This window comes from Nocardia neocaledoniensis, from assembly GCF_003182135.1.
In the GTDB taxonomy this organism is placed as follows: Bacteria; Actinomycetota; Actinomycetes; order Mycobacteriales; family Mycobacteriaceae; genus Nocardia; species Nocardia neocaledoniensis.
Map to the genome: position 1 here is coordinate 38,970 of NZ_QGTL01000016.1, position 23,720 is coordinate 62,689.

Here is a 23,720-nt window from a genome sequence, read left to right on the forward strand (position 1 = left end):
GCGCACCAGCATGTCGGGGACCTCGACCGGCGCCGCCGACCGCGTGTTGAGCCGCTGACCGGCCCGGTTCAGTGGTTGCCGACCTCGTGTTCGAGCCGGCGCGCGACCAGATCGCGGGCCTGTTCCCGCAGTGCCGGACGGTAGCCGCTCGGGTACACCGGGTCGGCGGGCGCGTAGTTCTTCAGTACCTCCTTGGCCAGGGTGATCTTGTGGACCTCGGTGGGCCCGTCGGCGATCGCCATCACCTCGGCGTAGGTGGTCATGTCCAGGAACGGCAGGTCGGTGCTCACGCCGAGCGCGCCGTGCAGGTGCAGCGCGCGGCGGGCGATGTCGTTCATCACGGTCGGCATCGCGACCTTGATGGCGGCGATGTCCTTGCGGACGGCCCGATAGTCGGCGGCCTGGTCGATGCGCCAGGCCGTGCGCAGCACCAGCAGCCGGAACTGCTCCATCTGGATCCAGCTGTCGGCGATGCGTTCCTGGGTCATCTGGAAACCGCCCAGCACACCCTTGCGCGCCGGCCGCGACACCGCCCGCTCGCACAGCATGTCGAAGGCCTTGCGCACCAACGCGACCGTGCGCATGGCGTGGTGCACCCGCCCGCCGCCGAGCCGGGTCTGCGCGACGACGAACCCGGCGCCCTCCGCGCCGAGCAGGTGGTCGGCGGGCACCCGGACATCGGTGAACCGCAGGTGGCCCTCGTGTTCGCTGAAGCCGGGCACCGTGAAGTTGCGGACCAGTTCCAGACCCGGCGCGTCGGCGGGCACGATGAACATCGACAGCCGCAGGTGCGGTTCGGCGTCCGGATCGGTCACCACCATCACGATGTGGAAGGTGGCGAACTCGGCGGCCGAGTTGAACCACTTCTCGCCGTTGATCACCCACTCGTCGCCGTCGCGGACCGCGGTGGTGCGGAAGGCCGTCGGATCCGAGCCGCCGGTCGGTTCGGTCATGACGTAGCAGGAGCCGATCTCGCCGTCGAGCAGCGGCTGCAGATACTTCTCCTTCTGCTCCGGCGTACCGAAGTGCGCCAGGATCTCGGCGTTGCCGGAATCCGGTGCCTGACAACCGAAGACGAGCGGCGCCCACATCGACGTGCCGAGCACCTCGTTGAGCAGGGCGAGCTTGAGCTGCCCGTATCCCGGTCCGCCGAGTTCGGGGCCGAGGTGACAGGCCCACAGGCCCTGCTCCTTGACCTGCTGCTGCAGGGGGCGCATGAGCGCCCGGATCTCCGGGTCGGTCCGGTCGTAGGGGTTGGGGTAGAGCAGATCCAGCGGTTCGACCTCGGTGCGGACGAACTCCGCCACCCAGTCGAGCTTGCGCTGGTACTCCGGGTCGGTCTCGAAATCCCAAGCCATGGTCAGCCTTTCGTGTCGGCGCCCGTGGCGGTGAGCCCGGACAGGACGGTGTCGGTGAGGATGTCGGCGATCTCGGCGGGGGAGCGCGTGCCGCGCTCGCGGTACCAGTAGCCGAGCGAATTGAGCATGCCGAGCAGGCCGTTGGTGACGACGTGATCGGCGGTCCGCAGCTGTCCCGCCGCGTAGCCGGCGTCGAGCGCGTCCTGCCACCGGCGCTGCAGCCGATCGCGCAGTCGCTGCAGATCGGCAGCGCGTGCACCGGTGAGCGCGTCGCCGTCGCGCAGGTGCACCGCGACCGCGCGCCGGTGCGTGACGATCAGCTCCACGTGGCTGCGGATCAGCAGGCGCAGGGTCTCGATCGGTTCGGCGCCCCGGTCGACGATGCGCTCGGCGTCGGCGAGCAACAGGCGGGTGTAGTCGCCGAGGATCTCCCAGAGCAGCTCCTCCTTGGAACCGATGTGGTAGTACAGCGCGCCGCGCTGGACATCGGCCCTGGCTCCGATCTCGGCGACGCCGGTGGCATGGAACCCCCGCTCGGCGAACAGGTCGAGGGCGGCGGCGCGGATGCGCGCTCCGGTGTCGGCGGCCCCGCGTTCGGTGGCGCGCGGCCTGCCGCGGCGGCGCACCGGAGCCACGGGCTCGTCGGGTCGCGCGCTGGTCACGGTGTCTCCACTCGGCCGGTAAATGTTCCGGTCAGTACATTATTCTGGGCGGTGCCTACAATCAAGAGGTGAGCCGCCACGCCCACCGCGTCGACCCGGCGCTTCGGCGTGGCGGAATGGTCGAAGCCCCTGGGGCGTTCGTACCCACACGAGGTGTCAGCACTACCCACGGGTAACATGACATCGACTTTCCCACCCGGCTATCTCAAAAGTGAGGCAGTAGATGACAGAGCGGATTCAGGTCGGCGGGCTCCAGGTGGCCAGCGTTCTCCATGACTTCATCGAGAACGAGGCGCTCCCCGGTACCGGTGTGGATTCCGCCGCGTTCTGGGCCGGTGCCGAGCAGGTCGTCAACGACCTCGCCCCGCGCAACCGTGCCCTGCTGGCCGAACGCGACGAGATCCAGGGCAAGCTCGACGCCTGGCACCAGGAGAGCCCCGGCGCGAACTACGACAAGGGCGCCTACAAGCAGTTCCTCACCGAGATCGGGTACCTGCGGCCCGAGCCCGCGCCGTTCCAGATCGGCACCGGCAACGTCGACGCCGAGATCGCCACCACCGCGGGCCCGCAGCTCGTGGTGCCGGTGATGAACGCGCGTTTCGCGATCAACGCCGCCAACGCGCGCTGGGGTTCGCTCTACGACGCGCTCTACGGCACCGACGCCATCTCCGAGGCCAACGGCGCCGAGAAGGGCACCGGCTACAACCGCGTGCGCGGCGACAAGGTCATCGAGTGGGGCCGTAACTTCCTCGACGACGCCGTCACCCTGATCACCGGTTCGCACATCGGTTCGTCGTACTACAAGATCGTCGACGGCGAGCTCGAGGTCGGCCTGGAGGACGGCACCGACATCGGCCTGGCCGACCCCTCGCAGCTGGTGGGCTACCTGGGCGACCCCGAGGCCCCCACCTCGGTGCTGCTCAAGCACAACGGCCTGTACATCGAGATCCAGATCGACGCGAACTCGCCGATCGGCTCCACCGACACCGCCGGTGTCAAGGACATCGTGCTCGAGTCCGCGCTCACCACCATCATGGACTTCGAGGACTCGGTCGCCGCGGTCGACGCCGACGACAAGGTCGTCTGTTACCGCAACTGGCTCGGCCTGATGAAGGGCGACCTGGCCGAAGAGGTCACCAAGGGCGGCAAGACCTTCACCCGCACCATGAACCCCGACCGCGTGTTCACCGCGCTCGACGGTTCCGAGCTGGTGCTACACGGCCGCTCGCTGCTGTTCGTCCGCAACGTCGGCCACCTGATGACCTCCGACGCGATCCTCGACGCCGAGGGCAACGAGGTGCCCGAGGGCATCATGGACGGCCTGATCACCTCGCTGATCGCCATCCACTCGCTCAACGGCGACACCCAGCGCCTCAACTCGCGCACCGGCTCGGTCTACATCGTGAAGCCGAAGATGCACGGCCCCGACGAGGCCGCGTTCACCAACGAGCTGTTCGGCCGGATCGAGGACGTCCTCGGCCTGACCCGCAACACCCTCAAGGTCGGCATCATGGACGAGGAGCGCCGCACCACGGTCAACCTCGCCGCCTCCATCGAGGCCGCCAAGGACCGCGTGGTGTTCATCAACACCGGTTTCCTGGACCGCACCGGCGACGAGATCCACACCTCCATGGAGGCCGGGCCGATGGTCCGCAAGGCCGAGATGAAGACCCAGACCTGGATCACCTCCTACGAGGACTGGAACGTCGACACCGGCCTGGCCAAGGGCCTGCCCGGCAAGGCCCAGATCGGCAAGGGCATGTGGGCCATGCCCGACCTGATGGCAGGCATGCTCGAGCAGAAGATCGGCCACCCCAAGGCCGGCGCCAACACCGCGTGGGTGCCCTCGCCGACCGCCGCCACCCTGCACGCCACCCACTACCACCAGGTGGACGTGTTCAAGCGTCAGTCCGAGATCGCCAAGGGCGGCCCCCGCGCCACCGTCGACCAGATCCTGGAGATCCCGCTCGCCCAGTCCACCGACTGGTCCGACGAGGAGAAGCGCCAGGAGCTGGACAACAACTCCCAGGGCATCCTGGGCTACGTCGTCCGCTGGATCGACCACGGCGTCGGCTGCTCCAAGGTGCCCGACATCAACGACATCGGCCTGATGGAAGACCGTGCCACCCTGCGCATCTCCAGCCAGCTGGTCGCCAACTGGCTGCGCCACGGCATCGTCACCGAAGCCGACGTGATCGCCAGCCTCGAGCGCATGGCCCCCGTCGTCGACCGCCAGAACGCCGGCGACAAGGCCTACACCCCGATGGCCCCGAACTTCGACGCCTCCATCGCCTTCCAGGCCGCCAAGGAACTGGTCCTCGAGGGCACCAAGCAGCCCAACGGCTACACCGAGCCGATCCTGCACCGGCGTCGTCGCGAGTTCAAGGCCGCGCAGAAGTGACGCTGTCGATTGTGTGAAAAGTAGCGTGTAGCAGCGCTTTTCGTTTGCGGCCCCGCTTCGGAGAATTCCGAAGCGGGGCCGCTGTCGTCACCGGAGATCACCCTGGATACCGGCTCATCACCCTCAAAACGGTCACCAAAACGGTCACAGCGGGATACTCGGACGTCGTCCATAAAGGGTGGTCTACCGGCTGGTTTAGGCCGCTGTCGGGCCGAACCGGCGGCGATTTGGCGTGTTCGACAGCTGCACGGCCTACTTCAAAAGCGGTTCACAACTTTCCTCGATTCTGAGTGAGTGCGTGGACATGTCGCCCGCGAGCTCGCCTCGCCTTCGGCGTGTCGGAGCGCGACACGCCGAAGGAATCCGATGCAAGGCAAATGGCCAGCTAATCAGAAGTTGGTCATGGATGGGAGTATGGATATTCGAATCTGTGCATTTGGTCGCCTGGTTGGGGCGGGTGTTTGTTCTGAGCGGCCGGGAGACTAACCCTCGGACCCTGCCCGTTACCACCGAGTTCGTGGCCGACATCTGGCGATTCAATCAACCTCTGGCTCGGGCTCGTCGGAGCGTTTGGTATCGAAACCGGTCGCACACGGTTCCGCGGATTGTTCAGTATCAGCCGACGCGTGTGTGTTCTCGACGGGTTTGGAGATCCGATGCATTGGGTGGTCGGGGTCTGATGCGATTCTGGCTTCGAACTCCTCCCATGCGACGATGTCTACCGGCTTACCACCGAACCACCGCTCGACCAGGTCAATACCCTTTTCTGTCAACGAAACGAAGCGCGCCGGTCTCCCCTGAGGAAGGTCGCGGTGCAGCTGAAGGGGATTGGGTCCGTCAGGTCGGCCGGACGGGAGTATCCAACGGTCATCGCGAAGTTGGACCATTCCGTCGGACAGCAGGTCCGAGATCACCCACGTCATGCCATCGGAAATCATGGGTGTTCCGCGGCCCGGGGCGTAGTCGAACAGGAACCGCAAGAGCTTCAATTCCAGGTCGCTATAGCGCGATGCCAAGACCCCCAGATTGACTTTGTACTGCTTCATTGACAGCACGTCAATCTCACCACGCGTCTTGCGGGCGTGGCAGGTGGGACACAGCGCAATGAGGTTGTCGAACTCGTGGCTTCGTACCTTGGTCCACTCGACGATGTGGTCGATCTCAACCGGGTGCTGGCGGCAGGTGGGAATCGCACATCGATGTCCAGCCTCGACAAGAACCTCACGGCGAAGTGCTGCTGGAATGGGCGGACGGGCATCAGGCACACCGACAGGCTACTTACCGCCTCCGACGGTCGTGTGATATCGATCTGAACGGGTTCGCCCTCAGGGGCCTGGGGTTCTGGACCCCGATCAGTCTACTGACCTGACCTGCAGCATCTCTTTTAGGATCGCCACCGCGTCGTCGGTCTTGCCTGCTCGCATTCTGCGGAACATGGCCGCATTCTGCTGCCGCCGCAGCTGGGAGACCCTGCGGGAACGGTTCCACCTGTCGTGCGAGTGGAACCGTTCCCAAGCCGATTGCCTGCTCACGCCGAGTACCTTCGCAACCTCGTCCCAACTCATGCCGTACGTGCGTGCTAGCTCGACCTGCAACGCCAGCAGCCGCTCAGCTGCCGCCGCGATCTCAGAGGACGTAGCGATCCAGTCGGAAAGCTCGCCTTTTCCGGGGGTCGCTGATGCCCCGTCACGTTCCACCACCGCTGCCGCGTTCCGATGCGACGTCGAGAGCGTGAGGAGCGCCTTACCCAACTCGGCCAGGGCGTGAGCGTGAGCCTTCAGAGTGTTGCGATACTTGCGCGGCACCGTCCGATTCTGTCAGGTTTTCGCTGACACCATCGCCACAGGTGAAACGGGCGGAGTGGGCTTTGATCGCGAAGCCGGGTCGACCAGGTTGTGGTAGAACGGTTGTCGGTCGATCTTGGGGGCATGCTGACATGGATATCCCTCGGTCTCACTGTGGCCGGTTCGCTCGCGACTGTCGTGCTGAAGTCGCGTGCTTACTTGCTGGCCTTCTACCTGTGGCGCAAGACGCGCGACATCGAGGTCTTGCAAGAAGTTGCGCGATTCGACCGGATCGTCAGGTGAGGACGCGGGGTATCGCCTCCGTTGCCGGAGGCACCGACGCGGCCGTGGGTCGTCATGAGAAGGCGGCCGAGCCAGCGTTTGCGGCGTGTGGTCCCCGAGGATCGTAGAGCCGAACTGCACGCCGTCGCCGGTGCGAAACTCGGCGAGATGCCTGGACACTCCGCCACCCTGCGTGAAATCACCTGACACACCGTTCAGGACGGAATTGATGCCGACCGAGTCGTAACCCGTTCCTGCCGTGTCAGAGACGGGGCTGCTGCAATGTTAGGTGACAGCCTGACTCGACGCCTGCGCCAATCGTCAGACCGGGAGTCGGTCTCGCCGCGGCACCCTCGCGCGAGCGGCATACGCCGCAGCGGCGGGATGACGGCACCACTTGCAGACTGATTATGTCAGGCAACAAGCCGTCGAGACTGTCCACGCCATCGCTCAGCGGAGCGCGGTTTCTGTGCGCGCCACCGAAATCCGACGGTTTGACCGGAATCAATACGGATTGACACGGCGGTGTCACGGAAGGCGATGATGGCAAGCAGTATTGGCCAGAGACGAGCGCCTCAGAGAACTGGAACGTTCGCCAGGCCCATGTCCGCATCGAGTCTGCAGCACGCATGGGGCGTCCAAGTCCCGCTGCGAAGGCTACCCTGCGACGAAGGCTAGTCTTTGTGGCTACCTCCTCGGTTCGCATGCTGCGGATCGCGACGGTCCCCCTCTACCAAGAGGCTGGGAGTCAGCTCCAGCCATGTCGCGCAGGCGCCCGCGGACAGGCTCACGCCGCGCCGGTTGGGCTGTCACACCGATGGGTCAGCTGGACTCACCGGGGCTGTTCAGCGACCACCGCCGACGGTCAATGCAGTACCGGCAGTGGCGGAATGAGCGAGCTTCTGTTCTGCTCGACGTGGATGCGAGGCTCGGGGTGTTCGTCTGCGGCGGTGGAAGAAGGCGATTGTTGTACTGCATTGCCATCGTACGGCACCGGTTTCGAAACGCTGACGATGCAATGGCAATTGAAGGGCTACGCTGAACGGTTGTTGACCGCGAGGATGGACCTAGACACCGCGATGGGGGTGGGTTACGTGGAACCGAGCAAGGGCGAAGTGGCTGCGCTGGTCGGCTTCGGAGGCCAGTTCGAGCTGGCAGCACGCATCGTTCTCGCAAAATTGGCCACTCTGGAGTGGATTCGAGTCGCCGACCCCAACGCAGGGGTCGCTGATGACTTCCAGTTCCAGTCAGGGGGGCGCCGCCACGCGCTTCAGGTCAAATGGTCGCAGGTGCCAGGATCCTTCACTTGGAGCGATCTCACCACAGGGGAGAAGGCCCAGAAAGGTCGACCTGCGAAGCCTGGACTGTTCACGCAATTGGCGACGGCTTGGCAGAGGCTACGCACGACAACGGCGGGTCCTCTCACGATTTACCTGTGCAGCAACGACATTGCTTCGAATTCTGTTGCAGGCAGTCAAACTCCCCTTGGCCTGGCTAGGGCGTCGGTGCCCCACACCCTGGCGCGGTTTGTCATCCACGGCATCTCCCCTGTCCGGGAAGCAATTTCCGCTGGCTGCTTACAGTGGAGTGAGCTGGCCACGCTGCCTGCGGTCACGGATTGGGATCCGGTCTGGACGGCGTTGCGGAAGATAACCCCGCTCACCGATGAGGAGTTCGTCGGATTCATCGGGGCATTGGAGCTGCGTTTCGGAGTACAAGCGGTTGATCCGCTACTTCTGCCTGACCAGGGAAGCGTAGACGACGATGTCGAACACCTTATGGTGACACTGTGGGATATTGTCCGCGAGCCTGAGCGACCCGAGCAACTCAGCCGTGAAGAGCTTCTGAACCGGCTGGGCTGGACCGACCGGCTCGCCTACCGGCATCCACACCGGTTCCCGATCCCGGCGGTCTACACAGCTAACCACGCCGCGCGAAACGCCTTGGAAGAGCGTATCGCCGAGTTCGACGGCGGCTACCTGGCGTTGATCGGCCCCGCAGGGTCGGGCAAGTCGACGCTGCTGGCCAGCATGAAGCTACCCGGCACTGTGGTTTACTACTACGCCTTCGTGCCAGACTCCCCGAATCCTCTCAGCAGTCGCGGCGAAGCCGACAGCTATCTGCACGACGTATCGCTAGCTCTGGAGGCGCGCGGCCTGCCACGCAGGGGGATCGCGAACGACCTGCACAGCCGTCGAGCAGTACTGCTTGATCAGCTGGAACAGGCAGGGCGGCGGTGGGCACAACGACGGGAACCGACGATTCTCGTGATCGACGGCCTCGATCACGTACCACGGGAGCAGAACCCGACGCGGTCCTTCATCGAGGAACTGCCGGCACCTGCGGCGCTACCAAAGGGCGTTTTCGTCGTCCTGGGCACGCAGAGCGTGTCGATGCTGCGGCCCGAGATACGCACTGCCCTGGAGCTGCCCGGTCGCACGGTCGTCGTGCCGCCTCTGTCTGCTCAGGAGTCGCGCCAACTCATAGAGCTGAGCGGCGTGGGCTCCTGGATGTATGACAACCAGATCGAGAAGGCAGCCGAAGTCGGCGAAGGTCATCCACTGGCCTTGACCTATCTGCTCCAGGAATTGGCCGCACTACAAGAGCAAGACCCGCAGGCACGCCGAGTGTCGGCATGGGTTCTCCTGCACGAGGCTTCCGACTACGGTGGAGACATCCAAGCACGCTATCGTGTATACTTCCTCAGCGTAGGGTCGAATCCGGAGGTTCGGGATCTGCTGGGTATGGTCGCGCGACTGCGCGTTCCGATCAATCCATCGTGGTTGGCGACGTGGGCGGATCCCGCCGTCGTCGCTACGTTCACCGAGACGACGGCCGCGTACTTCCGCCAGTCCGGCGACGATCTCCAATTCATTCACAACAGTTTCCGGCTGTTCCTTGTCGAGGAAACGGCCCGTGTCGGCATCTCGGTCAACGCTGACAGTGATCGCTACTTCCACCAGCGCTTGGCCGAGGTCTGTGCCGACGCACACGATGAGTGGCGCCTCTACGGTGAGGAGGAGATCGCACATCGATATTTGGCGCATCAACACGACCGTGTTCTAGAGCTCGCGACTCCCGACAAGCTCCTGCAATCTTTGGTGAACCTACGTCCAATCGAAACGGTCCGCGATCACACGCTGCTGGCTATGCGCTCGGCCATCTCCATCGATGACGCACCTATGCTGGTGTCGTTGCTGATATTCCTCAATGAAATCTGGGCACGCGACTACGTCCTTGAGACCGCGGAGTTGGCGAAAACCCTTCTCCTGAGCGACCGCCGGATCGCCCTTGAGCACATCGTGCGGGCCAACACTCTTCGTGTCGAACCTGCCGATGCGGTGCGGCTTGCCGTCAAATTTGCCGCTGCGGGTGACTTCGACGCCGCACGGCAAATCGTTCGCGCCTGTGGCGGAATCACAGGCCTTCGCGACACCGCGAGACGATCTGATACGGCGATCGCCGACTGGGCCAAAGTGACCTGGCTGCTGTCGGGCACCGACGCCGTTCTCGCCGAACTGGACCATCACCTGCCGGAAACGCGCGCAACAGACAACGCCGCCACGATCACTGATGCCTCAGATGATCGATTCACCGATGACGGCGAAGCGGAAGACCGCGCATACGGCCGCAATGTCACGCACATGGTCTGTTTGACCAGAGCGGTGGAAAGCCGTGATGAGATGGAGATCGACCGTCTCATAGCCCGGATCGACAGCGAAGCAGGACCGTCCTGGCGAGCGAACGCGCGGCTGCGCAGAGCACAGGCGGCCTCGGAGGACCGGGTATCGGAGCGGGTGCTACAGCTCGTTGGTGAGATAGCAGCGATCGATGCTGGGGTCACATCAGAGGGAGACGATAGCGATGTAGATGTCACCGAGGCAGGCTCCGGCCATGCAGTAGGACTGGGAATCCGTGTAGCAAGTGCTGAACTCCTCGTCCGGCATGGATACTCCGCCTCGCCCGAGGTCGACGCCCTGGTCCCGCCGGGGACGGTGCCAGCTTGGCCGTCGCGAAGCTACACGCGGGAGGAGGGGCTGTCCGCTTACGGAACGTGGATAGCTCTGTACCGGCTGCGCAGGATGAAACGAGATCCCTCCCTGGAGCAGCCGCTGGCCCCGTCTAACGTGACCGATGACCCATATCGGGAGCGCTTGCGGCTGGCACTGAGGGCGCTCGCCGATCTGGAAGGCCAGCAGCGCCTGGCAGAACTCGGACTCGACGAGACCCCTCATGTCGCGTCGATGGCGCGTCCCATTATCCGACTCCGCGAGTTGTCTCCCGGCCGCGACCGGCACTCTATGGCGTTGAGTGAATTGTCGAGCGTCTTCCGCGACCTGCAGGCTCGCACCATCAAGGTCGCGGTGAAGTCCGGGGGACATGATGGACTGATGCGGCTTCTCGCCGAATATGACACTGCGTGGACTGATCTTGACCGCAGATCTTATTGGTCGCCCGAACAACGGCAGGCGGTCATCACGGCCGCGTTGATCACCGATCCCCAGTCTCGATCATGGGCTGTGGAATGGCTCAGAAGACTCGACACCGAAATCGACGCATTTCACGATGAGCCGTACAGCCGGGCGACTCGATATCTCGCCCAGGCGCAGGCGTGGGCAGCCGCGCAGGAGCACGATGCCGCGCTTCGGTGCGTCCAACAGGCTGTGCGAGCATCGATGAGTCTCGGCGCAAGCGATCACGACCAGCAATTGAGCGAATGGGTCGACTGGCTCGCCGAGGCCACCGCGTCAGGATTGCTGGAACCCGTCGAGTTCGACTCCGCTGCCTGCCGGTATGCCGAACGCTTGGCGGTAGCGGCCGATGTTGCAGGGCTGCAGGCATCCGATGCCGCCGAGCGACTGCTCGAACTCACCTTCGTTCAACGCCCGGCATTGGGGTGCGAACTGGCTGAACGGCTGTGCAACGCTGGAGTTCTCAGTGAAGAGAAGATGATCGAGGCCATCACAGGGGCCGCGTGTCGACATCCCGAGATCCCGGTTGCTGATGCGGCCACCATCGCCGCTCGACTGCTGTATCCGATCGCGACCGCGCCACCTGCCCGCATCGAGGAGACCCTGGAGTCACGCGAAGATCTCGATGGATCGGCTATGCGGACACTCACGGATGCTGCGGCAGTCTGCCCGATCCCTCTGCCAGTTCACGCCCCACACCAGGCTTCGTCGGACGTGATCTCCTCGGGTACGCCACGCGTGGAATCGGACCAACCACAGATTAACTCGACCGGATCACTCCTGACACTGATGCGCACGGCCGATTCGATTGCCGGCACCGCACCGATGGGAGGCTGGGATGAGACTGTCCAGCGTCTGACGTCGACAGGTACGGTGCCTCTGGCAACCGCGCGAGCTCTGATCGAGCAAGCCACCCGTATCGGTCTACGCGGGGCCGCATTGGGAACCCTGATAGCACTTGCAGCCCGCTCAGGTGATGTAGTTGTTGCTGAACGCACCCTCACCGATGAGTTGAGCCGCACCGGCGGATGGGGATGGTTGCGCCACGCCGATGGAGGATCGCGACTAGCTCTGCTCGGCGCGGCACTCGCCGACCGCCGTCGAGAACTTGTGCGGCTCGCACGGCACGACGTCGCCAACTCTCTCGCATCCGGCTCGCTGTCAGGGAATCTCTCGCCTGATGACATCCGGCGCATCATCACAGTTGTCGCAGGGGACGATCTCATCGCCGCAGCATGGCCGCAGGTGGAGTCCCATCTCGATAGAATCATCACCCCGCCGGTCGGGAGAACCGAAAACCCGATCGACCTCACCACGGTCACAACTACTAACCCCGTGGTGGTGCTCGCGCGGTGGGTGATGCAATTCCTCGGCCACCCGATCCGCCCGATCGACTTCGGCGCCCGACAGGCGCTGCAGACTCTGCACCACCGTCACCGCGAATCAGTCCAGCCGGTTCTCGCTGAAGCAATCGACACCGGCGGTTGGAGAGCGGAAGCCGCTCTGCTGAGCCTGATAACGGCCCGACCCATTGAGCGAGTCAGGATAGTGTCAGCGGCGTTGGCTGAGGCAGTGGGTAGAGCAGCGGTCGGTCCGGACGGTATCTGCCGTGACCTTGCAGCTAATGTCGGCCACGACTATGGCATAGAAATACCTCGTCCGAGCGCCAAAATATTGCCGACCGCCTACAACCTGGTACTGCCGAAACCTGCGCCTCGAACAATGCCCGAACTGGATCACCGCGGCGTGCCTTACCTGGACCTGCATGATCCCCAGCAGTTGGTCGCACCTTTCGATCAGGTACTGAAGTTGCTGGCCCGATGGTCGGAGCTGCAGGTGCCAGCCGTGCTCTACCGGGCGGCACGCGTTGCCGCCTCCAGCAGTGATCGGTGGATCGCTGCGGGTCATCAAGGACAAGCTGACCTGCTCAGTACCCGTCAACAGCGGCTTGGCTACCGGCCCTGGGCCTACATGGCCGGCCGCCGCGGCTTGGCAACCGTGCTCGCCGAACTCGCCGACGCCGGACTGCTAAACAACATCCCGTCCCCGAGATCCCATCACCTCGGTCTCATCGACGAGCGTCTGGTCGGCATCCAGCCAAACTCTATGCCCGACACCATGCCACTACCCTTCGTAGCCGAAACGTCACCCGCGCGCGACTTCCGACAATGGTGCGCGGAGACAGCCCTGGCAACGGAGCGATACATCGACGGCTACCTCAACAGCACCCACCACATTCTCGCCGAGAGCGGTAGCTGGCGGATTCTCGACGTGGGCCTGCCTGAGGAGGACCGCTCCCTCTACACCTTCCACGACTCACCGAGCAGGCCTCTACTTCGACCCCAGGCATGTCCGTGGGAACCGAACTTCGACGGCGCCCAGCAATACCCCGAGTCTCCGGACCTCGAATGGGGAGCGCAAGAACTCGTCGTGCACGGACATGAGTACTTCAGCGACGCAGTCGAGATGACCTGGTTGGCCCTCCATCCCGCGGTAGGAGAGCAACTCGGTTGGCGACATGACACACAGAGTCCGTTCACCTGGGTCGGACACGACGGACGATGGCGCGCCCGGTCTCGTCTTTTCGCACAGGGGGATCTCACCCACACGTCTTATCGGGACGCCGTCGCCACGCACACCTGGCAGGTGCAACTCAGCGCCGCCGGCTACACCGAACTGATAGGGGCGTGGCCACTCCTTCGCCGGGAACTGCAGGTAGACAGACGGCTGCCAGCAGATGGACGGGAGGGTAGGCCTGCCGAGCAAAAGAGTACTGCCCGGGCGATTCTTGCTGGTCCGTGAGTAGCTGAGCAGTATCCGGCGGGACACAACAAACACGCATTTTTGACCGGATTCGATGGAAACGGTGGGAATCGGCCAGCGCATCGATGAGGCGAAGTATATTGACTACCAATAGTATTGGGTACCAACAGGTACCTTCGGGTCAACGGGAACCGTTGCCAGGTCGTCGCAGGTTCAAATCCTGTCAGGCCGACAGGGAGAACCCCTCGGACCTGGCGCACAGACGGCCTTGGCGTCAATCTCAGCGATGGCGGCCGCGCTGGATTCGTTCCAAGGATCCGTCCAGCCAACACTGGCTGGAATGGCGGAAGAGGGCTGTGTGGGCGCGTAGCCACCTGGCTGAGAGATGGGCAATCGGTCGAAAGGTCGTCGTTCTCAGTCGATCGCGAGCCCACTGGTCCCCTCGACTTGTTCCTGGGCTGCTAGCGACTTCGCCGTGCGACGACGGGTGAGACCGATCGTTGTGGATAGCGAATGTGTCCCCCTCCGGACACGTTTTACGCACACGGATGGTGTCGCTTCGGCGACTACCATCCGTGTTTCGTCGTTGTAGGACCGCTTCAGGCCGAGCTGCTCGGGCCAGGACGCTATGAGCTGTGGATCGGTTCCCGGTTCGAGCGCCTGACGTTAGGTCCCAAGTCGTCGGTTCTGCTCGGTGAGGAGCCACCGAATTCTGGGCCAGCCAGTGGTCGAGGAGGCCGATGATCTGGTCATCGCGGAGGCGGAGTCGGTCTGTGAATGATGAACGCCCCCGCTCGTTGCGAGCAGGGGGCGTCGTTCTGCCGGCGAAGCCGGGTCGGAACCGGCTCAGATCCCGGCGTCGGGCCGTGGGATGTCGCCTCGCCAGGCTCCGGTCTCGTGTCCCTCGCCCTCGATGAATCGCTTGAAGCGCTTCATGTCACCGTTCACGCGGTGCTCGAGCACGCCGAGCTTGTCGGCGACGGTTTCGACGAAGCCGTCCGGGTCCACCTCCATCTGCGCGGTGATCCGGGTATGGGTGTCGTCGAGGCGGTGGAAGGTGATGACGCCCGCGTGATCGGGTCCGCTGTCGGACTTCCACGCGACGCGTTCGTCGGGGTGCTGCTCGGTGATGGTGGCGTCGAACTCGCGCGTCGAGGGACCGACGTGGATGCGCCAGTGGGTGTGCCGGTCGTCCAGTTGACGGACCTGCTCCACTCCTTCCATGAACTGCGGGAATGTCTCGAACTGCGTCCACTGGTTGTAGGCCGTGCGGATCGGGACGTCCACATCGACAGTTGCGGCGACCGTGCTCACAGGTACTCCTTCCCCGGTCCGCGTCTGTTGTCGTCACGGACCGCTTCGGTGACTCGTACAGGCGGGGCCATACCCTGGCGTCGATACGACAAACGAAGCCAACGAAACCGCTTGGGCGATATGGTGTCTCGACCTCGAAGACCGGGCCGAGTTGGTCGGCGCGCGGTCAGGCCGGTGTCGCTTCCGGGAAGAGCCCGCAGCCGCCCTGGTGGGTTGCCGCAAGATCGCTAGCGCAGTGCCGATCGTGAGGGCGACACGAACCATATCAAGCATCCAACTTCGCGAGCCGATAGTTCTACACGCATGAACGCCGCTGAAGTCCTGGCACCTGAGGTCGCCAACGGTACCCTGACCGACATCGAGGGCGGTGCGCCGCATCACTGTCGCAGCCACGCGGACGCTCGGTGCTCCCACGGTCGCGGCGTCTGTCGGGTGCTTGATCAGGCAGATCTCGGGGACGTCCGCGGAGTAGCCCTCGCCTGGGAAGGATCGTTCCTAGGCACTGTTCTGCCCTGCTACGGGTCTCCGCAGCGCCGTAGCTTTGGTCGTAGCCAGTGAACAGCTACAGCATGGGAAAGGAACGTCATGGCAGACGACATCACGACGGTGCAGGTCAAGGGCTGGGCGTGGGACATCGCGACCGACATCTACTTCCCGCCGGGTTTCGACGAGTCGAAGGTGTATCCCACCATCGTCTCCGCGCACCCGACCGGCAGTTGCAAGGCGCAGACCTCGGGCAACATCTACGGCAAGGCGCTGGCCGAGGCGGGCTTCGTCGTGGCCGCCTTCGACGCGAGCTTCCAGGGTGACAGCGGTGGCGATCCGCGGTCGGTCGAGGATCCCGGTTTCCGGACCAGCGACTTCAGCTTCGTGATCGACCATCTCGTCACGCTGCCCTACGTCGACGCGGACAACATCGGTGTGCTCGCGATCTGCGGCGGTGCGGGCTACGCCGTGGCGGCCACGAAGATCGACCGTCGCATCAAGGCGCTGGGCACCGTGGTCGGCAGCAACGTGGGCCGATTGATGCGGGAGGGCTTCTCGGAGTACAACCCGATGGGCATGCTCGAGGCCATCGCCGCACAGCGCACCGCCGAAGCTCGGGGCCAGGCACAGGTGATCAACGACCTGCTCCCGCCGTCGCCGGAAGCGGCCGCCCAGGCGGGTGTCACCGATATCGACATCGTCGAGGCCACCGAGTACTACAAGACCGATCGCGGGCAGGCTCCCGGCGGCAAGACCAGCTTCAATTTCGGTCGGCAGGCCGCGCTGGCGGATTGGGACGCCTACGACCGTGTCGAGGTCTTCCTGACCCAGCCGCTGTGCGTCGTGATCGGCGACAAGGTCGGCGCGTTCGCCTCGCAGCGGTTGAGCATGGAGCTGTATGGGCGTGCCGCGTCGAAGGACAAGCAGCTCGTCGTGGTCGAGGGCGCCTCGCACTACGACCTGTACGACCAGCCCGGCCCGACCAGCGAAGCGCTGGAGAGCCTGGTGCCGTTCTTCACCAAGCATCTGAGCTGATCGGCCGAACGAAACAGCCGTCTTCCCCCGGGCGTATCCAGCCCGGGGGAAGACGGCTGTCGTGCGTTCTCAGTCGAACAGGTCGAGCAGCGAACCCTCGTTCTCGGACCCGATGATGCCCACCGGCTTGCTGGTGGTGTCGTCGAGGATCGTGTCGAGGTTCTTCTGGATGTCCTCCGGGGTGACCTCGGTGTTGGTGTAGCCGGCGTTCATGGTCAGGGCGAAGCGCTGCATCAGCCCGCCCTGGCTGAGCAGGGTCTCACCGGTGATGGAACAGTCCTCGTGGGCGAGGTAGGCGACGGTGGGGGAGACCATCGCGGTGGTCATCGTGCTCTCGAGCTTCTTCTTGAGATCGTCGGGGATCTCCGCTTCCGCCGCCATGCGCGTGTAGGCGGTGGGGGCGATCGCGTTGACGCGGATACCGACCTTCAGCGCTTCCATGGCGAGGGTGCGGGTGAACGAGAAGATGGCGCCCTTGGAGGCGACGTAGGCGCTCTGCTGTTCGAAGCCGACAAGCGTGGGGGAGGCGGTGTTGACCACGCGCCCCGCGCCCGAGGCGACGAGATGAGGCCACGCCGCGGCCGTCACCGCCGCCGTGCCGAGGAAGTTGACCTCCATGTGCTTGCGGATGCCCTCGATCGCCTCGGGCCCGAACGGCGTCATGTGGTTGATGCCGGCATTGTTCACGACGATGTCGATCCGCCCGAAGGCATCGATCGCGGTCTGCACGATCGCTTCGGCGCCGGTGGTCACATTGTCGTAGTTCGCGACGGCCTTGCCGCCCGCCGCGATGATCTCCGAGACCACGTCGTCGGCCGGAGAGGTGTCGGAACCCTGCCCCGCGGCCGAGGATCCGAAGTCGTTGACTACGACCGATGCTCCCCGTGAGGCCAGCAGCAGCGCGTGCGAGCGGCCGAGCCCCCGGCCGCCGCCCGTGACGATGGCGACCTTCCCGTCGAATCGCAACATGGTCTCTCGCTTCCTCCATGCCTGGCATGGACAACAGGTCGATGGGACGCGGGAACGACCCATCGGCTTTAAATATATTTAATAGTATATGTCACTTCAGTGGTCGAGACGCAAGGAAATCGATCGATCGCGGTCGGTGCTACGCGGGCGCGGCTGTCCCGGACGCACTCGCCCGGGAGAGCCGCGCGGCGAGCCCGCCGAGAATCAGCACGAGCAGCGCGACGACCAGCCACGGCGGCAGGCGGTAGGCGACGACCGCGGCGGCGATCAGCACGGCGGCACCGACCACCCGGGGGAGCCAGTCGCTGCGCGTCTCCCGGTAGAAGTAGACGGCTTGGGCGAGCAGGTAGACGGCGGGACCCGTCAGGACGAGCGCGCCCGCGATTCCGGCGGGCGCGGTGTGCGCGTGACCGAGCAGCATTTCCGCGCCCGCCGCGAACATGACCAGTCCGGCCACCACCCCGTAGATCGCGCTGAGCCCGAGGTGCACGGCGGCGATCGGGTCGGTGGTGTGGGTGATGTGGCGGACCACCTCGCGCTCGGCGCGGCCGAAGTACATCTGCCACAGGCACACCAGTGCCACGAAGCAGCCGAGGGCGAGGGTCAGGACGAGGGCGTCGTCGTGGTGTTCGGTGATCACCCGGCCCAGCGTCAGCACCGTCTCCCCGAGCATGATGATGAGGAACAGCCGCATCCGTTCGACCATGTGCTCGGCGTCGAACTCGAGCCGGCGCGAGTCGATCCGGCGCCCGGGGATCGGGTGGGCGAACCATGTTCCCAGCAGGTCGATCGTGGCGGCCGCCGCCCAGAACCACAGGCGTGTTCGGGGTTCGGCGGCCGCGCCGATCAACCACAGCGGGGTAGACACGGCGAACCACAGCAGTACTCGCAGAAAATGCCCGCGCAGCGCGTCGCCGGGCGCGGTGAGCGCGGCGTAGACACACGGCCCGATCAACGCGGCCAGCATCGGCACCACGAACAGCCACGGGCTGTCGTCGAAGGCATGCGCGATCCCCGCGTTGGCGAACAGGCCGAACGCCATCACCACCACCGTGACGAGCCGGGTGCTCTTGCGTTCGACGTCGAGCATCGTGATCTCGAAGGTGGTGAACGTCCAGATGCCCACCACCGCGATCAACGCCACCAGGGTTTCGGCGCCGCCGCGCCAGCTCATATGCGCGACGAAGTGGTGGGTGAGCTGACCCAGCGCCAGCACGAAGACCAGGTCGAAGAACAATTCCAGGGGCGAGACCGCCCGGGCGAGCGGCAGATGTCGTGCGCGCATCAGCTTCCTCCGTCGCTGTTCGCCGGCCTGCTGGCGAATCCTCAGCATACCCACGGACAATGCCCGAACACGTGTCGCTGGTCCGCGACAGCGGCTCGCGATGTCTGCGGTTCGGCTCGGGTTCGCTCGGCGGACGTACGCGCATCAAGACCGACGCCACGATCGTCGCGATGGCCAGCAGCACGATGACGGCGAGGTGCATCGAGCGCGGCGTCAGCACACTCAGGGCGTAGCCGGCGATGATCGGCGACAGGATCGCACCGGCGCGGCCTGGGGTTGAACGTCTTCGTCGTGGCACGCGCCGCGACACCGTCGAGGTGTTCCGGGGCGCTGCTCCGTACGCGGTCGCCATGGTCCTGGTGGCCATCGCCTTCATCCTGTTCCCGGACATCGTCACCTGGTTGCCCGCGTCCATGTGACAGCGGTACGCACGGAGCCCTCGGTCGCGGATCGTGGGCTCCGTGTCGGTGAGACGATGCGGCTCAGATTTCGTCCGTCAGCTCTTCTTCACGGTCGGCCGGACGCGTCAGGAGCTGTTCGATGAGGATCTTCGTCGCGGGACTGCATTCGCGTCCACGGGCGGTGGCGAGGTGGATACGGCGTTCGGCCCACGGCTCGTCCAGGTCGAGTACGGCGACCCGGCCGCGCCATTCGTGTCCGACGAGGCACTCCGGTTGGACCGTGACCCCGAGTCCGGCGTTGACCAGGCTGATCACCGCGCCGCCGCTGCGGAGCACGTGGGTGGGCGTGTACTCCTCGCCGATGCGCCGCGCCGCCGCGCGAAGCGCCCCGACCAGCGCGCGGGGCGCGATCAGGTTCTCCGGCAACAGTTCCCGGATCGTCACGCTGGTCTGCGCGCCGAGCGGATGCCCGAGCGGAACCACGGCGACGATGCGGTCGCGCCGATACGGGGTGACGTCGACGCCGTCCAGGTCGAGTCCGTACGCCGAGGCGAAGACACCCAGATCGGCCTCGCCGCGCGCGACAGCCTGGACGATGTCGGAGTTCTCCACTTCGTGCACGATCAGCTCGACGAGCGGGTACTGGCGGTGGAATTCGCCGAGCTCGCGGGCCAGGAACGGCACGATCACCGAGCGCGCCGACACGATCCGCAGTTCGCCCTGCACACCCTCGGTGAGCGCGGCGAATTCGGTGCGCATGTCGTCGAGGCTGTCGAATATCATGCGCGCGTGGCGGGCCAGAATCGCTCCCGCCGGACTCGGCACCACACCCCGGGGGGTGCGATCGAGCAGCTTCACACCCGCGATGTTCTCGAGCACCTGGATCCGCTTGGTCGCGGTGGACGCGGCGATGTTCTCGCGGATCGCGGCCAGCCCGATCTGCTGTTCCTCGATCGCGGACAGGAACAATCGCAGGGTGAACAGGTCGACCTGCCGAATCAGGTGCAACCGGTTGAGCGCGCCCATCTCACCTCCGCGATCGAGCTGTGTCCGGTGACTCCGATCCTAGTGCAGCGACCTGCAAGAAATATTTGATATGTCGCATTCAGGACGCCGGCACCCGTTCGATCAGAGCGACCTTGACGTGGTCGGGCCGCTTCAGCGTGCCGTCGGGCACGAGCTCCACGATCGACTTCACATTGAGCGCCGACCGCACCCGCTGCTCGATGGCGGTGCGCAGGTCGTCGCGCTGTTCGGAGCTCAGATGCGGCGCGTACTCCACGACCAGGGGTAGCGGGCGCTGGGTGGAGTGGCCCTCGAAATCGGCGCGGATGCGCATCTCGCCGGTCGTCGCCGGTGCCAGTTCCATCACCAGCTCCTTGACCGCGGAGGGGAACAGGTTGATGCCGCGCACGATGAGCATGTCGTCGGTGCGGCCGACGCAGCGCACCTTGTACCCCGTTCGGCCGCAAGCACAGTCGGTTCCGGTGACCACGACATGGTCGCGGGTACGGAAGCGCAGCAGGGGGGAGGCCTGGCGGCGCAGCGCGGTGTAGACGAGTTCGCCGCTCGCGCCTTCGACGGGCGCGACCTGGTCGCCGGTCTCGGGGTCGATGAGTTCGGCGATCATCAGGTCCGGTGACAGGAAGTGCATGCCGTCGCCGACTTCGCACTCACCCCAATAGGTGCAGGCGATGTCGGTGCCGCCCAGCATTTCCCGTGCGGTCGCACCCCACAGCGATTCCAGCTTCTCGCGGACGGCCGGCAGGCCGCCGCCGGGTTCGCCGCCGACGCTGATCGCGCGCACACCCAGCTCGGCGGCGGCGCGCCCGACGATCTGCGGTGCCTGCTCCGCGAGGTGGGTGAGGAAGTAGGGTGTGCCGATCAAGGCGTTGGGTCGCTGGTCGGCTTGCACGCGCAGCAGCCGGTCGGCGCCTGCTTCGGCGCCGATGGGGATGTCGACGATCCCCATGTACTGCAAGATCTGCACGATCGGCAGACCGCCGACGAAGCCCTTGCTCATGCCGAAACCGTGCAGCAGGCGATCGCCGGGCCGGAACCCGTTGGCGTACAGGGCTCGTGCGCCGAGTTCGCTCCAGGTGCGGATGTCGTCGACGGTGAGCCCGACATAGGACGGCGAGCCGGTCGTGCCCGAGGACGCCTGGATCTGCACGATATCGGCCTCGGCGGCCGCCACGTGGGTGCCGAGCGGCGGTGCGGCGGCGAGGCTCTCGCGGAGTTCCTGCTTCTCGGTGAAGGGCAGACCCGCCAGCTCGCCGACCGTGGTGATCCTGTCGACCTGCACGCCGTGCTCCGCGAACTTCGCCTGGTAGAACGCGCTGTTCGCCGCCAGGTAGGCGAGCTGCTCCCGGAGCCGCTCGTCCTGGACCCGCCGCGCCTCGGTCGTGGACAGCGTCTCGACGGCACTCCAGTACTGCGCCGAGAAAGGAACACTTCTCATCATGACTCCCGAATGGCCGTTGCCCCGCCGCCGCGCTACCGTTGTGGTCCGGCGACGATTGTTCTCCGACCATAGTTCGGCTATTACTGCTATTCAATTCGCTGTTTTCGAATCACGGCTTCGGTATTTTTCACTTGCTGATCTCGGGACCTGACCTCGACACTCGGCCTGTTGTCCGATGTGGTCGCTCTGAGCAGGGGTTTCGGTGTGGCTACGGCCGTGTCAGCGCGCAGCGCGCGAACTTCGACGCTGCCGAATGGCGATTTCGAAGATCGTCACTTGGCGCCGGAGTGGGCGGGAATTAACGTACTGCTACGCGAAACAATTGTCCGAATCCAGCGCATTACGGAGCACATAGAATGAATTCGAACTTCCTGGACGAGGCGCAAGCCGCCTGGCTCGACGTCGTGAACAAGTTCATGGACGACGAGATCACCGTCGAGTACGTGCGCACGTGCGATGTGGGGCGCGAATACCCGTATGAGGCGTACGAGAAGATCGCCGCGCAGGGCTGGCTCGGCATCCTCATCGACGAGGCCGACGGCGGCTCCGGTGGCGACATCTTCGACTACTCATTGATGGCCGAGGGCCTGGGCAAGTTCGGGTTCGACTTCGCCTGCTCGGTACTGGTGCCGACGTTCACGGCGATGAACATCCTCGAGTACGGCACCGACGAGCAGAAGGCGCGCTACGTCAAGCCGTTCATCGACGGCCAGATCCGCTTCTCGGTCTCGATCTCCGAGCCCGACGCCGGCTCGGACGCGTCCAACACCAAGACCCGCGCCCGGCGCGACGAGAACGGCGACTGGATCGTCTCGGGCCAGAAACTGTGGTGCTCGGGCGCCGCCGCCAAGGACACCGTCATCGCGATGCTGGTGCGTACCGATGCCGACGACAAGCACGGCGGCCTGTCGGTGCTGCTGATCCCCAACGACACTCCCGGCCTCGACATCCGCAAGTTGCCGACGCTGTCGCGCCATGCCACCGGAACCACCGAGATCTTCCTCGACGAGGTGCGTGTGCCCGCCGACGCGCTGTTGGGTGAGGTCGGCCAGGGCTGGAAGATCATCACCGAACATCTCGAACTGGAGCGCTGTGCGGTCGCCGCCGCCTACGTCGGCAATGCCCAGGAGGCGGTGCGGGCCGCGAACAAGTACGCCCACGAGCGCGTTCAGTTCGGCAAGCCGATCTACGAGTTCCAGGTGCTCAAGCACATGCTGGCCGAGAACCAGACCCGCGTCGACGCCGCGCGCCTGCTCTGCTACCGCGCCGCCAAGATGAAGGCCGAGGGTCTGCCCGCCGCGCGCGAGACCTCGATGGCCAAGCTCTACGGTTCCGAGACACTCAAGCAGTGCGCCCTGGACGGCATGCAGATTCTCGGCGGCTACGCCAACCTGCCCGAGGCCGACATGGAGCGCTACCTGCGCGAGAGCGTGCAGTCCACCATCGGCGGCGGTACCTCGCAGATCCAGCGCACCATCATCGCCAAGTCGATGCGCCTGTAATCCACGCTCTCGCACCCACTTCCGAGGAGAACTCCGATGGCTACCATCAACAACCGCATCGACATGCCGCTCGACGAGATCGAGGTCGGCACCGTCTTCCGCTCCGGCGGGCGCACCATCACCGAAGCCGACGTCGTGAACTACTGCGCGCTGACCGGCAATTGGATCGAGATCCATTCCAACGTCCACTACGCCGCGCAGACCCGCTTCGGCGAGCGTCTGGTCCAGGGCTCGCTCACCTACTCGCTGATGACCGGGCTGATCCAGTTCGGCCCCTCGATCCAGGCGAACTATGGCATCGACAACCTGCGTTACCTGAAGCCGGTGCTGATCAACGACACCATCTACGTCACCGCCGAGGTGATCGCCAAGAAGGACAAGGACGAGAAGTTCGGCGTCATCACGTTCCTGATGAAGGCGCTCAACCAGCGCGGTGACGTGGTCCAGCGCAGTGAGTGGAGCCTGCTCATGCTGCGCAAGCGCGAAGACCTCGACGCGCTCGTCGGCGCCTCGCTGCCGACCGAAAAGGTGCGGGGCTGATC

Annotated in this window: 17 protein-coding genes; 8 read left to right on the forward strand and 9 right to left on the reverse strand. The window is 65.0% G+C overall.

Annotated elements, in window-relative coordinates:
- Positions 1 to 68: 68 nt before the first annotated feature.
- The gene (locus DFR69_RS30330) at positions 69 to 1,358 is read right to left on the reverse strand and encodes an acyl-CoA dehydrogenase family protein (protein ID WP_110041110.1); all 1,290 of its coding nucleotides are present in this window, start codon (positions 1,356 to 1,358) and stop codon (positions 69 to 71) included.
- A gap of 2 nt (positions 1,359 to 1,360) precedes the next feature.
- The gene (locus DFR69_RS30335; RefSeq protein WP_110041111.1) at positions 1,361 to 2,020 is read right to left on the reverse strand and encodes a TetR/AcrR family transcriptional regulator; all 660 of its coding nucleotides are present in this window, start codon (positions 2,018 to 2,020) and stop codon (positions 1,361 to 1,363) included.
- A 223-nt stretch (positions 2,021 to 2,243) separates the two neighbouring features.
- On the opposite strand from DFR69_RS30335, the gene DFR69_RS30340 reads away from it, so the two are divergent.
- Positions 2,244 to 4,421 (forward strand): malate synthase G, encoded by a 2,178-nt coding sequence (locus DFR69_RS30340; protein WP_110041112.1) that lies wholly within the window; start codon positions 2,244 to 2,246, stop codon positions 4,419 to 4,421.
- A 536-nt stretch (positions 4,422 to 4,957) separates the two neighbouring features.
- Here the strand turns inward: DFR69_RS30340 and DFR69_RS30345 are convergent.
- Together DFR69_RS30345 and DFR69_RS30350 are read right to left on the reverse strand one after the other, a co-directional pair.
- Positions 4,958 to 5,686 (reverse strand): HNH endonuclease, encoded by a 729-nt coding sequence (locus DFR69_RS30345; protein ID WP_110041113.1) that lies wholly within the window; start codon positions 5,684 to 5,686, stop codon positions 4,958 to 4,960.
- A gap of 87 nt (positions 5,687 to 5,773) precedes the next feature.
- A complete protein-coding gene (locus DFR69_RS30350; protein WP_110041114.1) occupies positions 5,774 to 6,226 on the reverse strand; it encodes a hypothetical protein in 453 nt (150 codons plus the stop codon).
- Between the two features lie 123 nt (positions 6,227 to 6,349).
- Between DFR69_RS30350 and DFR69_RS34690 the strand changes: the two genes are divergently transcribed.
- A complete protein-coding gene (locus DFR69_RS34690; RefSeq protein WP_167456461.1) occupies positions 6,350 to 6,508 on the forward strand; it encodes a hypothetical protein in 159 nt (52 codons plus the stop codon).
- Between the two features lie 929 nt (positions 6,509 to 7,437).
- Complete coding sequence (locus DFR69_RS34245; RefSeq protein ID WP_146229466.1) at positions 7,438 to 13,761, forward strand: ATP-binding protein; 6,324 nt, start codon at positions 7,438 to 7,440, stop codon at positions 13,759 to 13,761.
- Between the two features lie 807 nt (positions 13,762 to 14,568).
- Here DFR69_RS34245 and DFR69_RS30365 read toward each other — a convergent pair.
- Positions 14,569 to 15,036: an SRPBCC family protein gene (locus tag DFR69_RS30365; protein WP_110041117.1), complete on the reverse strand. Its 468-nt coding sequence runs from the start codon at positions 15,034 to 15,036 to the stop codon at positions 14,569 to 14,571.
- 585 nt (positions 15,037 to 15,621) lie between these two features.
- On the opposite strand from DFR69_RS30365, the gene DFR69_RS30370 reads away from it, so the two are divergent.
- Positions 15,622 to 16,557, forward strand: coding sequence for an alpha/beta hydrolase (locus DFR69_RS30370; protein WP_110041118.1), 936 nt, complete (start codon positions 15,622 to 15,624; stop codon positions 16,555 to 16,557).
- A 69-nt stretch (positions 16,558 to 16,626) separates the two neighbouring features.
- On the opposite strand, the gene DFR69_RS30375 is transcribed toward DFR69_RS30370, so the two are convergent.
- Together DFR69_RS30375 and DFR69_RS30380 are read right to left on the reverse strand one after the other, a co-directional pair.
- Positions 16,627 to 17,526, reverse strand: coding sequence for an SDR family NAD(P)-dependent oxidoreductase (locus tag DFR69_RS30375; protein ID WP_167456462.1), 900 nt, complete (start codon positions 17,524 to 17,526; stop codon positions 16,627 to 16,629).
- A 139-nt stretch (positions 17,527 to 17,665) separates the two neighbouring features.
- Positions 17,666 to 18,811, reverse strand: coding sequence for a low temperature requirement protein A (locus DFR69_RS30380; RefSeq protein ID WP_110041199.1), 1,146 nt, complete (start codon positions 18,809 to 18,811; stop codon positions 17,666 to 17,668).
- 59 nt (positions 18,812 to 18,870) lie between these two features.
- Here DFR69_RS30380 and DFR69_RS34695 point away from each other — a divergent pair, with 59 nt between their 5' ends.
- A complete protein-coding gene (locus DFR69_RS34695) occupies positions 18,871 to 19,044 on the forward strand; it encodes a hypothetical protein (RefSeq protein ID WP_167456463.1) in 174 nt (57 codons plus the stop codon).
- Positions 19,045 to 19,050: 6 nt separating this feature from the next.
- Complete coding sequence (locus tag DFR69_RS30390; RefSeq protein ID WP_110041120.1) at positions 19,051 to 19,230, forward strand: hypothetical protein; 180 nt, start codon at positions 19,051 to 19,053, stop codon at positions 19,228 to 19,230.
- Between the two features lie 63 nt (positions 19,231 to 19,293).
- On the opposite strand, the gene DFR69_RS30395 is transcribed toward DFR69_RS30390, so the two are convergent.
- Both DFR69_RS30395 and DFR69_RS30400 read right to left on the reverse strand, forming a co-directional pair.
- Positions 19,294 to 20,238, reverse strand: coding sequence for a LysR family transcriptional regulator (locus tag DFR69_RS30395; protein ID WP_110041121.1), 945 nt, complete (start codon positions 20,236 to 20,238; stop codon positions 19,294 to 19,296).
- A gap of 79 nt (positions 20,239 to 20,317) precedes the next feature.
- Positions 20,318 to 21,673, reverse strand: coding sequence for a phenylacetate--CoA ligase family protein (locus tag DFR69_RS30400; protein ID WP_110041200.1), 1,356 nt, complete (start codon positions 21,671 to 21,673; stop codon positions 20,318 to 20,320).
- Between the two features lie 359 nt (positions 21,674 to 22,032).
- On the opposite strand from DFR69_RS30400, the gene DFR69_RS30405 reads away from it, so the two are divergent.
- Complete coding sequence (locus tag DFR69_RS30405) at positions 22,033 to 23,178, forward strand: acyl-CoA dehydrogenase family protein (protein ID WP_110041122.1); 1,146 nt, start codon at positions 22,033 to 22,035, stop codon at positions 23,176 to 23,178.
- 36 nt (positions 23,179 to 23,214) lie between these two features.
- Positions 23,215 to 23,718, forward strand: a complete 504-nt coding sequence (locus tag DFR69_RS30410) for a MaoC family dehydratase (RefSeq protein ID WP_110041123.1) — start codon at positions 23,215 to 23,217, stop codon at positions 23,716 to 23,718.
- Positions 23,719 to 23,720 lie beyond the last annotated feature (2 nt).